Here is a 12,741-nt window from a genome sequence, read left to right as displayed (position 1 = left end):
GTTTATTTTAGCTGAATGTAGCTGCTTATTTGCTTGTCTTCTATCCAGTTTTTGGTGGTTTCGCTGAAAGACAAAAAATGCGCTGAGTTTAGGTGATCGTCAAAGGCTTGTTGGTGTTGGTAAACCTCGTAGAGATAAACCTGATTGGTGTTTTCTGTTGATTGGCACACATCAAACTGCAAGCAGCCTGGCTCTTGTTTCAAAGAGGTAGCTGCATTGGCCAGCATCTCTGGCAAGAACTTGTCTAAATATGCTGGCTTAATTGAGAACAGCACAGTGATCACGTACATGGTTGATCTCCTGATGGTTGATTTATAACTTACCCTTGTAGGCGTTTTGTAAGTACTCGATTTGCTGTTGGCTTAAGTAATTGACTTGCTGTTGGCCAAGCAAGAGTTGTAGTTTGCAGCTTTCTTCGAGTTCTTCCATGGCATACATTGCTTTTTCCGGGCTATCGGCGGCTACTATTGGCCCGTGATTGGCCATTAGTACGCCAAGGTAATTAGCTGCTTGCTGCTTCAGGGCGTCCACCAAATCGGTGCTGCCCGGCGGATGATAATCAACCATAGCAATTGCTCCTAAACGCATGCGCAAATAAGGAGTAAGCGCAGGGATTGCGTCACTTTTGTTTAAGCCTTTTAAGCAGGACACTGCCGTGGCGTAAGTGCTGTGCAGGTGGAGCACGCAGCGCATGGCGGACTGCTGTTGATAAAAGCATTGATGCAGCAAAAACTCCTTAGATGCGGGCTTGCCACTCACTAAATCTCCCTTGGCATCCAAAACCGATAAGTCGTCGTATTCAAGAAAGCCAAAACATGAGTTAGTCGGGGTGACTACAAAACCGTGGTCTAGGGCAATGCTCATATTGGCGGAGGCGCCGCCAGTAAGCCCGCGTTGAAAAATCGACAATCCAAACTTAATAATGCAACGTTTGGCCTGCTCCAGTTGCTGGGCGTGGTTCATGCTTGCGCTCCCAATTGTTGAATTAAGCTCAAGGCTTGCTTAAAGAAGTGTTTGTCGCCAAAGTTGCCAGACTTTAAGGCAAGGCTAATAGCACGCTGATCGTTAGACTGCATTATTGGAACGCCCGGGCAAATGGATGGCCCTATGTTAAAACTGCTTATGTTCAAGGCGCTTACCACTGCGCCAGAGGTCTCGCCGCCTGCTACCACAATATTGCTGGCTTTAGATTGCACCGCCGTTTGCGCTAGTAGGTTCTCAATTTTCTCAGCAATGTTTTGCTGGCCTAGTAACTGTTGAGTTTGGCTTACTTGTTCTGGTGCTTGCGAGGAGTAAACCAATACTGCTGGAGCCTGTTGCTGGTGTATCCAGTCCAATATGTGTTTTAGCTTAAGTTCACCTTTGGCCAGCTTGACGGGATCAACACAAAATTGCGGTAAAGCGCTGGCCTCGGCAATTTGTTCTCGAGTTGCCTTGGAGCATGAGCCAGCAATAATCAGCACCGGTTGAAGTAAGGGTTTTACCGCGCATTGATGTTGCTGGGAAAGCGTGTTACTTCGCGCTGTTAATAGCTGCGCCATGTATTCAGCTAAGCCAGAACCGCCAGTTAGCAGCATTGCAGGTTGTTGGGCGATGAGTTGAGCTATTTGCGATAAATGTTGTTGGTTGATGCAGTCACAAATTAAGTAACGTGCCTGTTGCTGGCTTGGGTTTAGTTGCTTTGCATTTAAATCATCAATACTTAGGTGTTCAATGGCTTGCTGATAAGCAGGGGCAACTTGCGGCCTAAGTAGCTCGGCTACCCGCGAATCGGCCATTGGCGTGAGCGGGTGATCCTTTAAGGGGCTATCGCTAAGCAATTGCTGATAAACAAACAAATGCCCCTGATAAACGGTTCTGCCATTCGCTGGTAAGGCTGGGCAAATAATGGCTTGAACTAAGTTTAGTCGCGCTAACAGGGCATCGATGACTGGGCCAATGTTACCTTTTGCCGTGGAGTCAAAGGTGGAGCAATATTTAAAGTAGAAGTATTGGCAGCCCTGTTCAAGCAAAAACTCTAAGGCCTGCAGGCTTTGCTCGAGCGCTTGTTCCACCGCTACGGTGCGGGTTTTTAAGGCTAGCACAATCGCGTCACTATTAAGGGTTTGCTTGTGAATGCTGGCTAAGCTATTGATTTGAATGCAGCTCATGCCACCTTTCACTAAAAAGCTGGCCATGTCGGAGGCGCCGGTGAAGTCATCAGCAATAACGCCGAGTAGCGGTTTTGTTGCCATTGCTTAATCCCTTAAGTACAAAAACTAATCGCAGTATAGATTGATGAATAACTTAATGTATACATTAATTTGTGTAATAATCCCAAAATCAATAGAGAATTTGGCTCTAACTAATCACTTACTGGAAGAGTAAATCGATGTCTGTAACTACCAAACGCCAAGACCTACCGCTCGCTCAGGTGGCTTATCAAACCTTGCGCGAGTTAATTTTGAACAATGAGTTTAAAGTGGGAACTCAATACCTAGAAAAGGTATTGGTAGAGCGTTTGAATATTAGTCGAACCCCAGTGAGGGAAGCCTGCGTTCGCTTAGAGCGGGAAGGTTTAATTGAGATTCAGCCGCGCCATGGTATTCGGGTTAAGCCTATTTCTCCTGATGATATGCGTGATATCTACGAAATTCTCACCGCTTTAGAGTCGCAAGCGATTGGCACCTTGGCGAGCAAGGGTCTAAGCGAGCAACAATTACAACGTTTAGAAAAAACTACTGCAAGAATGGCCGAGGCTCTGCAGCAGGATAACTTAGAAGCTTGGGCCGAAGCGGATGAAGAATTTCACCACACCCTATTGGACCTCACCGACAACCAACGGCTAAAAGATGTGGTACTGCAGTTTTGGGGGCAGGCACACCGAGTACGCTTTGTTACCTTGCACCTGCGTGATACGCCACATGATTCAACCAAAGATCATAGTGAAGTGGTGCAGGCTATTCGCGAGCGAGACCCAATTAAAGCAGCTGATATTCATCGTGAGCATAGGATTAAAGGCGGCAAAGCCATGGTCGCTTTGTTAGAAAAACTACGTTTAGCCAATATCTAAGCTGACCCACTGGGTTGCTCGTTATTCCAAGCCGCTTTTAGCGGCTTTTTTAATGGCTGCGTTAGCTGTGCTTCATTATTCGCTGGTCAAATATTTGTTAATTAAATGTTGACAAAGTAAATCATCGGTATACATTTATGTACAAATTAATGTATACATTGATTGTTGGCAGAAACTTCACTTGGCCAATTCACAAGGAGTGAATGCAGCTTATGAGCAAACAGATATTTGAAATCACCGTGTTTCCTGGCGATGGCATAGGTATAGAAATTACCCCTGTGTGCTTAGCGCTGATCCAGGCGGCAATTGATAAAGTTGGTGGGCTAAAGCTTAACTTCACCAGCTTTGAAGCAGGTGCGAACTACTACCAACAACACGGCATTGCACTTCCTGAGCAAGCCATGAAGCATGCTAAGAATTCTGACGCGACTTTGTTGGCGTGTATGGGTATGCCAAGTATTCGTTATCCCGATGGTCGTGAAATTGCTCCCCAGTTAGAACTGCGTGAAACCTTAGATTTATTTGCTGGTGTTCGCCCGGTAAAAACCTTGCCCGGTATTCCGCTGCCGTTGGAAGACGCCCGCGGTAAGCAGCTGGATTTTGTATTGATAAGAGAGAGTACCGAAGGCCTATTTGCTAGCCGAGAAAGCTTTAGCATTAACGGTAGTGGCAAGGAAGAGTTTGCCACAGACACCCAAAAAATTAGCCGTAAAGGCTGTGAGCGGCTGTTTGAGTTTGCCTTTGGCTTAGCCAAGCAGCGCAAGGGTTTAGGTTACAAGGGCGAAGTGACTTGTGTAGATAAAGCCAATGTATTGAGCTCGTTTTATTACATGCGACAAATCTTTGATGAGGTTGCCGCCAATCACCCTAGTTTAGCGGCTTCACATATCTATGTTGATGCTGCCGCTTTGCAGTTGGTGCGCCAGCCTTGGCAGTTTGATGTGATGGTTACCGAGAATATGTTTGGCGACATATTGTCGGATTTAGGCGCTGGGCTAATGGGTGGTATGGGCATGGCGCCATCGGCAGATATTGGCGAGCGACATGCGGTGTTTCAACCTTGTCACGGTAGTGCCCCGGATATTATTGGTCAAGGCAAAGCCAACCCCACAGCGATGTTTATGTCGGCAGCGATGATGCTGAATTGGCTGGGTTTGCAACACCAAAATAGCGATATTCAACAGGCTGGACGGTTTATCGATAAGGCCATTGAGCTGGCCTATGCCAGCGGAGAAATTCTGCCATATGAGTTAGGCGGCAGCGATGGCACAGAAGCCATCACCAATAAAGTATTTAGTAGTTTGGCGTTACTTTAAGTTTATAAAAATAAAGAACTAATTTACGTTCAAATCTGCGTAGTAATCAGCCTTGAATGTCGATTAAGCAGAAACAATCTATGATTCTGAAGAGGGCATAACATGAAAGCTAATTATAAATCTAAAATCGCATTATTTGCGGCAAGCGCCACCTTAGTGCTGGCGAGTATTAGTCAGCCGGTTATGGCGGCAAAAACCTATCCATCTCGCACCATTACAAATACCGTGGTGTGGGGTGCTGGTGGTGGTACCGACAGTATTAACAGAATGATTATGGCTGAAATGGCCAAAGCCTTGGATGTGAGTATTAAGGTGACGAATAAAACTGGCGGGGTGGCTGGTTCGATTGGCATGAGCAGCGTGTTTAGCAAGAAAGCCGATGGCTACAACCTAGTGGGCTTATCCGAATCAAACGTTACCGCGGCGGTAAATGGTGGTTGGGATCAGCGCTTTAATGTGTGGTCTCCCTTTATTGTTGGCGGCTCACCCGATCTTATCTCGGTGAGTGCTAGCTCTCCTTACAATAATCTGCAAGAGTTAATTGATGCGGCTAAGCAGCAACCTGGCTCAATTAAAGCAGGTGCTGGTGGCGCGGGTTCTATTCATCACCTTAATTTGTTAGCGCTAGAAAAAGGCACCGGTGCGGCATTTAAGTTTGTTCCTTACCCTGGCTCTGCTCCTTCGCAAACTGCGGCGGCTACTGGAGAAATCACCGTTGTGGTTACCTCTGCTGCAGAGCAAGCAGCATTATTGCGCGCCGGCCAATTACGCCCCTTAGCGATGTTGGTTGAGCAAGATTTTACCATTCCTGATGTAGGCACGATTCCTTCGGCATTTAGCAGTTATGCTAGCTTGTCTGACTACTTACCGATTAGCCAAGCCATTGGTTTTGCAGTGCGAGATGATGCGCCGGCAGAAGTAAAAGCTAAGTTAGGTGAAGCGTTTGAAGCTGCCATGGCCTCAGACACCGTCAAGCAATGGGCCGATAAAAACCTCTATTCGCTCAGTGGCGCACATGGCGCGCAGGCTAAAGATATTTTCTCTAAGCTTGAATCTAATTTCTCGTGGACCTTGTGGGAGTTAGGTTCGGCTAAGGTTGAACCCAGCCAATTTGGTATTCCTAAAATTTAAGTTTGTACTGGCTTTGCTCTCTTGCCCACGGGGAAGAGAGCACCAATAGTGACATTTAAGTATTTGACTATACTTGGTTTTCAATACTTTCTTAGGTATACCAAATGAATCGCAATAATCCTGAAGGTGCCACTCGTTTACGCCAAACTGACTTTAAGGTGTCGGTTGTATTATTGGCTCTGTGCGCTTATTTAGCTTGGGAAACCTTGTCTTTTCCTATGAGCGGCAGTTTTGGCGGTGTAGATAGTCGCTGGTATGTTTCGCCCGCGCTGTTCCCGTTTATTTTGCTGCTGGTGCTAAGCATTGCCAGTAGCATACTGCTGATGAATGCGATTAAAAATGCAGGCCATAGTGAGTTTTTTAAGCTGAGCCGCTGGATAGGTGATAATCGCAAAGTGATAAATCGAGATCGCTGGTATGTGATTACTGCACTGTCTCTTTATATCTACTTATACATTCCTTCATTAGATTTTTACTTAGCGACAGTAATGTTCTTGCTAAGCCTATGTTTGCGATTTTATGTGGACAACAACAAGCTCAAAAACGTGATAATTCAAGCCAACTTGGCCTTGAGTTTATTCATATTGGCGATGCGTTGGATGTTTGCCCCGCAGTTTTATTGGTTGGCTATGGAAGCAACGGTCGATGAGCCACTAATACTTACCTGTGATGTTGGCGCGATCATCGCGATTGTAGTGTGTTTACTGTTGCTATGGCTAAGCCCTGTGAATCAACAAAAACGTCATCACATTCTAATAACAGCGCTAGCTGTACCCCTGTTACTGGTGTTTTCTTTCAACTTTCTATTACAGGTGCCTATGCCGGTGGAATATGGCTCGGTCATCAAATTAATGGAATATATTTGGTATGAAATTTTAGCTTTGTAGCGGCCACTGCAGGCTAAATAGGACAACAATAATGATGGACCAGTTTGCACACTTTTTTGGAATTTTGTTTGAGCTTTGTACAAGGCCAAGTAACTTGTTGGTATTGTTTGGCTCTAGTTTGCTCGGCATTTTATTTGGCTCTATGCCTGGCTTAACCGCTACTTTGGGCGTGGCCTTACTTACAACACTTACCTATAACCTAGATACTAGCACGGCGCTTATATCGCTATTGGGCATGTATGTGGGGGCGATTTATGGTGGCTCGTACCCCGCGATTTTAATCAATATTCCTGGTACGCCTGCTGCTGCAGCAACCGCCATGGACGGTTATCCTTTAGCGCTAAAAGGTGATGGCGGGCGAGCCTTAGGTTTAACCACTACCGCTTCGCTAATTGGTACGGTAATTGGGCTTATTTGCTTGGTGGTATTATCGCCACTTATTGCCAGTTTTGCCTTGCAATTTACCTCTTGGGAGTTCTTCTTACTGGCGTTATTTGGCATTGTAATTAGCGGCACCTTAACCAGTAGCGATTTGGTGGTTAAGGGTTGGATAGCCGGATTTATTGGCTTGTTTTTGGCCACCATCGGCCGCGATACCCTGCAGTTTTATCCCCGTTATACCTTTGAGCAAAGCCAGCTAGATAGCGGCTTAGAGATTGTGCCAGTGTTAATTGGTGCCTTTGCTATACCGCAAATTATTAGGGTGCTAGCCGAGAAACAAACTCTGCGAAAAGCAGAAAAATTTGGTCGAATTTTGCCAGATTTCCGCACCATTGCGCGCAATATTAAACATATCGTTCGTTCTTCAATGATTGGTGTTGGCATTGGCTCGGTACCTGGTGTAGGTGAAGATATTGCTGGTTGGGTTTCGTATAGCACCGCAAAAAACACCTCCACTAAACAGCAACAAGAGGAGTTTGGTAAAGGCAGTGCTGCGGGGTTAGTTTCTTCAGAAACCGCTAACAATGCCAGCATTGGTGGGGCGCTGATCCCATTACTTACTCTGGGTATTCCGGGTAGCCCGCCCGCAGCGATGTTACTGGGTGCACTGCTGTTACATGGGGTGGTTCCTGGCCCTACTATTGAAGCGGAACATCCCGGATTTTTACTAGAAATCACCGCCATTATGGTGATGGCTTCGTTTGCTATGTGGGCAAACGGCATGCTGCTAGCTAAACAAGTGATAAAGATTCTAAGCATCCCTAGCCCACTGTTTATACCGGTTGTGGGGGTGTTATGTATTTTGGGCTCTTACGCCTTGGGCCTTAATTTGTTCAACCTGTATTTAATGCTACCGGTGGGCATTGTGGCGTTTGTGTTGAGCGAGAATAAGTTCCCCATTTCACCATTGGTGATTGGCTTGGTGTTAGGTGGAATGGCTGATGAAAGCTTGCGTCGTGCCTTGCTGATCTCTGACGGTAGTTTTTTGCCGATGTTGCAGCGACCAGTTTGCCTAATTTTAGTGCTGTTTATTCTGTATTTTTTGTTATCGCAATTTGGCCCCGTAAAGCGTTGCACTCAGCGTTTGTTTAGCCGATTTAAACCAGCCGTGGGAGGCTAAACATGAGCTATAAAAACCTTAAAGTTGTGGCGGTGGGTGCGGGTTACTTTAGCCAGTTTCATTATGAGGCTTGGCAGCGGGTAGTTGGTGCTGAGGTGGTGGGAAATTGCAATCGCCACATAGAGGCCGCAAATGAGATTGGCAAACGTTACGGCATTGCTCTGCAAAGTAACAACTTAGCGCAGCTTATTGAGCAAACTCAGCCCGATATTGTAGACATTATCACTCCACCACATACTCACCTCCAACAGCTAGAAATTGTTTGTGAAGCTGGCGTTGATGCGATTATTCAAAAGCCTTTTGGTGAGTCTTTGGCGCAAGCGAAACAGCTCACCGCTATGGCGAAACAAGCCGGTATCAAGTTAATTGTGCACGAGAATTTTAGGTTTATGCCTTGGTATCGAAAAATCAAACAGTTGCTTGATGACAAAGTGCTTGGGCGGCTACTCAATGTGCAATTTAATCTGCGCCCCGGCGATGGCCAAGGGCCGGAAGCTTACTTAGAGCGCCAACCTTACTTTCAGCAAATGGAAAAGTTTTTAGTGCACGAAACGGCGATTCACTTAGTTGATACCTTTCGTTACTTATTTGGTGAAGTGGAAAACGTATACGCCAGTTTGCGTAAGTGTAATCCGGTTATTGCTGGCGAAGACGCTGGCCTGATTGTGTTTGGTTTAGCAGGCCAGCTACAAGCTGTGTTTGATGGCAATCGCTTACTTGACCATAAGGCTGACAATAAGCGCACCACTATGGGAGAAATGCTGATCGAAGGTAGCCAAGCTAGCCTGCGCTTAGACGGTGATGCCAATATATTTTTGCGCAACTTTGGCGTCAATAACGAGCAACAGATTGATTACTCATGGCAAGCGAAAAACTTTGGTGGGGACTGTGTTTATCAGCTTATTGAGCATGTGGTGGCGCATTATCAGCACGGAGCTGAGCTAGAGAATCTCGCTCAGCAGTATTTGCGAAATATCGAAATTGAGAATGCGATTTATCAGTCTCATCAACAACAAAAGCGAGTGAGTATTTAATGTCGCAAATTAACCTATTTAACCAGCCCTTAGTTAAGCTGGGCCAGCAGCTAACTCGGCCAGAATGCGTATTAACCAATGTTTTTGGCGATGTATTTGTCTCGGATTTTAGAGGCGGTGTAACTCGTATCGCAGCAAATGGTGAGCAAAGTTATTGGGGAGGAGCGCACCCAGAATTTGGCCCTTTGCAAACCAATGGCTTTGCGATGCTAGCCGACGGCAGCTTTCTTATTGCGCATTTAGGGGCCGAACAAGGCGGAGTATTTAAACTCACTAGAGACAATGCAATTTATGATTGGCTGCTGGAGGTGGATGGCGTGGTGCTGCCTCCCACTAATTTTGTTTATCTAGACCATCAAGGACGCATTTGGATTACCGTGAGCACTCGCACTCAACCTAGAGCAGATGCTTATCGTAAAAGCTGCGATGATGGTTTTATTGTGCTGGTAGATGAGCAAGGTGCTCGCATTGTTGCCGACGGTTTGGGCTACACCAATGAGCTTTGGGTAAACCCTGAGGGGACAGAGCTATACGTAAATGCAACCTTCTCTCGCGAGCTGATTAAGTATCAAATCGTAGATAACCAGCTGCACCAAGCACAAGTCATTACCCAGTTCTCCGCCGCGACCTTTCCTGATGGATTAACCATGGATATTAGTGGCAACTTGTGGGTAACCAGCATTGTGAGTAATCGGGTGATTCGAGTTAGCCCAAATGGTGAGCAGCAAATATGGTTAGAAGACTCCGACGATGAGCACCTACGGTGGGTTGAACAAGCCTTTCAGGATGATGTTATGGGAAGGCCACATTTAGATGGCAACCCGGCTAAGCAGCTTCGTAATATTTCATCTCTCGCGTTTGCCAAGGATGGCATTCTTTTAGGATGTTTATTGGGCAACAGCATCACTAAAATTAAAACAGATATTACAGGGATTAATCCTGCACATTGGCGTTTTAAGTAGCCTTTACTAGGCTAAAGCGACTAAATTACGGGTTTATTTCAAGCTGCCAAAATCATCGCTTCGAGCTACAATTAACTGAGAGAGTATAACTAAGCTTCTGATAATTCAGGCGCTATGCTCAGTGTATTTGTAATATAGCAAGGACCGCTAAATGATTGACCAAGAACTCGCCCAACTTGAATCGGTATACCAAACCATTGTCGACTTTTTAGTGAGATACAGCTTCCAACTGGTGGGTGCAATTATCATTGTACTACTGGGTTTATGGTTTGCCGGCAAAGTGGCTAAGTGGTTATTTAATACCCTAGAGCACAAAGGTTTAGATATCACCCTCGCCAACTTCATTGCCAATGTGGTGAAAGTGCTGTTAATTAGCATTACGGTGATCATTGCCTTAGGCAAACTGGGTATTAGCATTACCCCCTTTGTGGCCGCATTGGGTGCTATTTCTCTAGGTGCTGGCTTGGCGATTCAAGGTACTTTGTCTAATTACGGGGCGGGCTTAGCAATTATTCTTACGCGACCGTTTGTGCTTAAAAACACCATTACCGTAAAGGGCTACACCGGTATTGTTGAAGAAATTAATTTAGCTACCACGGTGCTCATTAATGAAGATAACGAGCGGGTGACCATTCCTAATCGCCATATTGTGGGCGAAATACTTAAAAACACCGAACAAAACAGCTTAGTTGAAGGCGAGGTAGCAGTCGCTTATGGCAGCAATCCAGAGCAAGTTATTAGCTTAATCGAAGAGACCTTGGCGGCTATTGCCGAGGTTCAGCAAGTCCCTGCTACCAAGGTGGGCATTGATGCCTTTGCCGATAGTGGCATTAATATTAGTTATCGCTTTTGGGTGCCAACACCGTTATTTCATCAAACTAAGTTTGCCGCCAATCTGGCGGTGTTTAATGCCTTGCAACAAGCGGGTGTGCAAATACCTTTTCCACAACGCGAAGTACGTATGCTATCGGGTGAGTAATTTGCTAAGTGATTTAGTGCAAAGGAAAAAATACAGTAAATAACCTAGAAGAACTTACTAACTTAGTTCTCATTAATCTCGTATGGCTCTATGATTAATTTTTGACAAGATGTTGACCATGCAGCCAGCATCAAAAAATCAGGGATGATCAATGAACATGCGTGAAGTGATATGGATGTTAAGTAAAAGTAAGCTTTGGGCTTTGCTGATTGGGGGGCTAGCTAGTGCCTCAATTAGTGCCACCCCACAGTTACACTGGCAATCAAATAACCAAGACTATTGGCAACTGTCTCGTTATCAAGATTTGCAATTTCAGCTGAGTTACCTGCCCTACTTTTCTAGGGTGAAAATGCAAACAGGGCCGTTAATTATTAACGGAAACAACGGTGGCTTGTTAAATATTGACCAAGCCCTTCCTGCAAATTTAAACATCAATTATCAGGTCTGTGGTGAGCAAGTTGAAGCCGGTAGCATTCGCCAAGCTGTTGTGTGTACCGTTAACGATGGTGGACGTGGCAATGTTAACTCTGAGCGTGTAGGAGCTTCCACTCAAGGCCGTGATCTGTTGGCTATTCGCATGGGCAACCCTAATGGTACTCGAGTAATGGTGATTACTCAGCAACATGGCAATGAGCCGGCGGGCACCGAAGCAGCCTTGAGCATTGTTCGTTGGTTAAGCACTGGTTTTGGCCGTAAAACTAAAACCATTTTAGCCAATCTAGATCTCTTAGTTTTATTGCGTGCCAACCCTGATGGTGGTGAACCAGATCCTGAGAATTGCAGCTTGAATCCTATACCGGGAACAGTTATTGATAATGACTGTGCGCTAATTCGTCAAAATGTTGATCCCATGGCAGGCGGCGCCTTTGCCGATAATTCAGAAGCAGATTTTGTGGGCATTGTCGGCCGAGGTTACGATTTGAACCGCTATCACCATGTGACCTTAGATAAACCCATTCGCCCGTTAGAAAGCCAAGCCATGGTTGCTGCAGCATTAGCGTTTCAGCCGGAAGTTGTTCTTGATTTACACGGCGACTTACAAAAAACCGACTGCCAATTAGATTTCACCTCCATCAAACCAGCCCAAGTATTGGGGCAGTTACCCACTGCTAACTGCTTACATGGCCAAACCGCCCATAACTTTCGGTTGTTAAGCCCCTTCGCCGATGCACTTCCTGGCTCACCGCAACAGTTTTTAGCGCAAAGCTTGGCGGTGAAAGTGATGAAAAAAATTGACCGGGTATTTGTCGGTTCAACCGGGCGCTTTTCTCAGGTACAACTTGGCGCCGGAAACATTAGTAGCGGCGCGACGGCAAATTATCAACATATTGGAGCGGCGGCTGGTGGTTGGGAGACAGTAAATTTTGTACAAGATTTACGTGCCGACGTTACAGCTGTGCATCTTGGTCAGCCGCAAATTGGCGTTAACCCAGGCCTACCGGACCCAAGCTTTCTGAGCAAACAAATCTGGATAAACCGAGTGGCCTTATTTGAAGCGCTCGCCACTTTAGCCAACTACAGCGATAATGCGCCAAGTGACAGTAGTGGGTTTTGTGATTACCCCTTAGCACAAGGCTTACAAGCAAGTTTACCGGTAGAATATTGGGGGCCGCAAGCCACCAATGGCGCCGTGTTAATACCCATAGAGCCCAGCATTGGCGTACCTTTGTACATTAGCGGCAACTGCCCAGATAATCCTTTGTAAGTTCATCATTTGTTTTAGCTTCAATGCTTGTTTTTCTTAAAGGCTTATCAAGTGCTGCTAGTTTAAATAGCGGCACTTTTTTAAACCATTGCCAATCACTCAATTGCGGTAAAT

Annotated in this window: 12 protein-coding genes; 9 read left to right on the top strand and 3 right to left on the bottom strand. The window is 45.8% G+C overall.

All coding sequences use genetic code 11. From position 1 onward, the window contains the following. Positions 1 to 2 precede the first annotated feature (2 nt). Genes OV592_RS21190 through otnK form a run of 3 tightly spaced genes read right to left on the bottom strand, consistent with a single transcriptional unit; the run spans position 3 to position 2,234 of the window. Entirely contained in the window at positions 3 to 290 is a 288-nt protein-coding gene (locus OV592_RS21190) for a putative quinol monooxygenase (protein ID WP_016400182.1), read from the bottom strand. A 22-nt stretch (positions 291 to 312) separates the two neighbouring features. Beyond that, on the bottom strand, positions 313 to 963 hold the full coding sequence (locus tag OV592_RS21185; RefSeq protein WP_406609929.1) for an aldolase: 651 nt from the start codon (positions 961 to 963) through the stop codon (positions 313 to 315). Continuing rightward, positions 960 to 2,234, bottom strand: a complete 1,275-nt coding sequence (gene otnK / locus OV592_RS21180; RefSeq protein WP_406609928.1) for a 3-oxo-tetronate kinase — start codon at positions 2,232 to 2,234, stop codon at positions 960 to 962. The genes OV592_RS21185 and otnK overlap by 4 nt, the downstream gene beginning before the upstream one ends. Before the next feature lie 137 nt (positions 2,235 to 2,371). Here otnK and OV592_RS21175 point away from each other — a divergent pair, with 137 nt between their 5' ends. The 9 genes from OV592_RS21175 to OV592_RS21135 all read left to right on the top strand — a co-directional run bounded on the left by OV592_RS21175 (position 2,372) and on the right by OV592_RS21135 (position 12,627). Next, positions 2,372 to 3,052 carry a GntR family transcriptional regulator gene (locus tag OV592_RS21175; RefSeq protein ID WP_016400179.1) on the top strand — a complete coding sequence of 227 codons (681 nt, stop codon included), beginning with the start codon at positions 2,372 to 2,374 and terminating at the stop codon, positions 3,050 to 3,052. Between the two features lie 212 nt (positions 3,053 to 3,264). Further along, positions 3,265 to 4,368 (top strand): isocitrate/isopropylmalate dehydrogenase family protein, encoded by a 1,104-nt coding sequence (locus tag OV592_RS21170; protein WP_406609927.1) that lies wholly within the window; start codon positions 3,265 to 3,267, stop codon positions 4,366 to 4,368. Positions 4,369 to 4,470: 102 nt separating this feature from the next. Then, positions 4,471 to 5,499 carry a Bug family tripartite tricarboxylate transporter substrate binding protein gene (locus tag OV592_RS21165; RefSeq protein WP_406609926.1) on the top strand — a complete coding sequence of 343 codons (1,029 nt, stop codon included), beginning with the start codon at positions 4,471 to 4,473 and terminating at the stop codon, positions 5,497 to 5,499. Between the two features lie 104 nt (positions 5,500 to 5,603). Next, positions 5,604 to 6,386: a tripartite tricarboxylate transporter TctB family protein gene (locus tag OV592_RS21160; protein WP_406609925.1), complete on the top strand. Its 783-nt coding sequence runs from the start codon at positions 5,604 to 5,606 to the stop codon at positions 6,384 to 6,386. A gap of 31 nt (positions 6,387 to 6,417) precedes the next feature. Beyond that, a complete protein-coding gene (locus OV592_RS21155) occupies positions 6,418 to 7,947 on the top strand; it encodes a tripartite tricarboxylate transporter permease (protein WP_406609924.1) in 1,530 nt (509 codons plus the stop codon). Positions 7,948 to 7,949: 2 nt separating this feature from the next. Continuing rightward, positions 7,950 to 8,981, top strand: coding sequence for a Gfo/Idh/MocA family protein (locus OV592_RS21150; protein WP_406609923.1), 1,032 nt, complete (start codon positions 7,950 to 7,952; stop codon positions 8,979 to 8,981). Continuing rightward, positions 8,981 to 9,943, top strand: a complete 963-nt coding sequence (locus OV592_RS21145; protein ID WP_406609922.1) for an SMP-30/gluconolactonase/LRE family protein — start codon at positions 8,981 to 8,983, stop codon at positions 9,941 to 9,943. The genes OV592_RS21150 and OV592_RS21145 overlap by 1 nt, the downstream gene beginning before the upstream one ends. A gap of 151 nt (positions 9,944 to 10,094) precedes the next feature. Further along, the gene (locus OV592_RS21140; RefSeq protein ID WP_406609921.1) at positions 10,095 to 10,922 is read left to right on the top strand and encodes a mechanosensitive ion channel family protein; all 828 of its coding nucleotides are present in this window, start codon (positions 10,095 to 10,097) and stop codon (positions 10,920 to 10,922) included. 151 nt (positions 10,923 to 11,073) lie between these two features. Further along, complete coding sequence (locus tag OV592_RS21135; RefSeq protein ID WP_406609920.1) at positions 11,074 to 12,627, top strand: M14 family zinc carboxypeptidase; 1,554 nt, start codon at positions 11,074 to 11,076, stop codon at positions 12,625 to 12,627. Positions 12,628 to 12,741 lie beyond the last annotated feature (114 nt).

This window comes from Agarivorans sp. JK6, from assembly GCF_045277145.1.
Lineage (GTDB): Bacteria > Pseudomonadota > Gammaproteobacteria > Enterobacterales > Celerinatantimonadaceae > Agarivorans > Agarivorans albus.
This window is presented reverse-complemented; position numbering and strand designations above follow the sequence as displayed.

Excerpts from the sequence above, each read along its gene's own strand:
- OV592_RS21135 (WP_406609920.1), top strand. The coding sequence starts at position 11,074 with ATGAACATGCGTGAAGTGATATGGATGTTAAGTAAAAGTAAGCTTTGG.
- OV592_RS21150 (WP_406609923.1), top strand. The coding sequence starts at position 7,950 with ATGAGCTATAAAAACCTTAAAGTTGTGGCGGTGGGTGCGGGTTACTTT.
- OV592_RS21190 (WP_016400182.1), bottom strand. The coding sequence starts at position 290 with ATGTACGTGATCACTGTGCTGTTCTCAATTAAGCCAGCATATTTAGAC.
- OV592_RS21175 (WP_016400179.1), top strand. The coding sequence starts at position 2,372 with ATGTCTGTAACTACCAAACGCCAAGACCTACCGCTCGCTCAGGTGGCT.
- OV592_RS21170 (WP_406609927.1), top strand. The coding sequence starts at position 3,265 with ATGAGCAAACAGATATTTGAAATCACCGTGTTTCCTGGCGATGGCATA.
- OV592_RS21155 (WP_406609924.1), top strand. The coding sequence starts at position 6,418 with ATGATGGACCAGTTTGCACACTTTTTTGGAATTTTGTTTGAGCTTTGT.
- OV592_RS21140 (WP_406609921.1), top strand. The coding sequence starts at position 10,095 with ATGATTGACCAAGAACTCGCCCAACTTGAATCGGTATACCAAACCATT.
- OV592_RS21165 (WP_406609926.1), top strand. The coding sequence starts at position 4,471 with ATGAAAGCTAATTATAAATCTAAAATCGCATTATTTGCGGCAAGCGCC.
- OV592_RS21160 (WP_406609925.1), top strand. The coding sequence starts at position 5,604 with ATGAATCGCAATAATCCTGAAGGTGCCACTCGTTTACGCCAAACTGAC.
- OV592_RS21145 (WP_406609922.1), top strand. The coding sequence starts at position 8,981 with ATGTCGCAAATTAACCTATTTAACCAGCCCTTAGTTAAGCTGGGCCAG.
- otnK (WP_406609928.1), bottom strand. The coding sequence starts at position 2,234 with ATGGCAACAAAACCGCTACTCGGCGTTATTGCTGATGACTTCACCGGC.
- OV592_RS21185 (WP_406609929.1), bottom strand. The coding sequence starts at position 963 with ATGAACCACGCCCAGCAACTGGAGCAGGCCAAACGTTGCATTATTAAG.